The sequence below is a fragment of the Azohydromonas lata genome (assembly GCF_034427735.1).
Taxonomy (GTDB): Bacteria; Pseudomonadota; Gammaproteobacteria; order Burkholderiales; family Burkholderiaceae_C; genus Azohydromonas; species Azohydromonas lata.
Genome location: NZ_JAXOJX010000224.1, coordinates 1 through 370, shown reverse-complemented (window position 1 = coordinate 370; position 370 = coordinate 1). Strand labels below are relative to the sequence as shown.

The 370-nt window shown below is 68.1% G+C and carries 1 protein-coding gene; it reads right to left on the bottom strand.

Features of this window, described 5'->3' with window-relative positions:
* A partial coding sequence (locus tag SM757_RS35130; protein ID WP_407655838.1) for an ABC transporter permease subunit occupies nt 1-354 on the bottom strand: 354 nt, incomplete at its 3' end.
* Between the last annotated feature and the right edge of the window lie 16 nt (nt 355-370).

Genomic DNA, 370 nt, shown 5'->3' with positions numbered 1-370 from the left:
GGCGCCCAGCACGATGCCCGCGACCGCCGCGACCGCGGCAGCCAAGGGCACGATGAGCCAGATGGGCAGGTGCAGGCCGTCCGGGAACATGGCCGCAAAGGCGGGGAAGTTCTCCGACAGGTGCGGCGATGCCAGCAGCGCGTAGAGGTAAGCGCCCACGGCGTAGAAGGCGACGTAGCCCAGGTCCAGCAGGCCGGCGTAGCCGACCACGATGTTCAGGCCCAGCGCCAGCATCACGTACAGCAGGGCCAGCGCCATGATGCGCACCCAGCCCTGGCCGAACTCCTGCGCCACCAGCGGCAGCGCGATCAGCGCCACGGCCGACAGCAGGAAGAGGACTAGCTTGTTCTTCATGTGTTTCTCCCCTGTG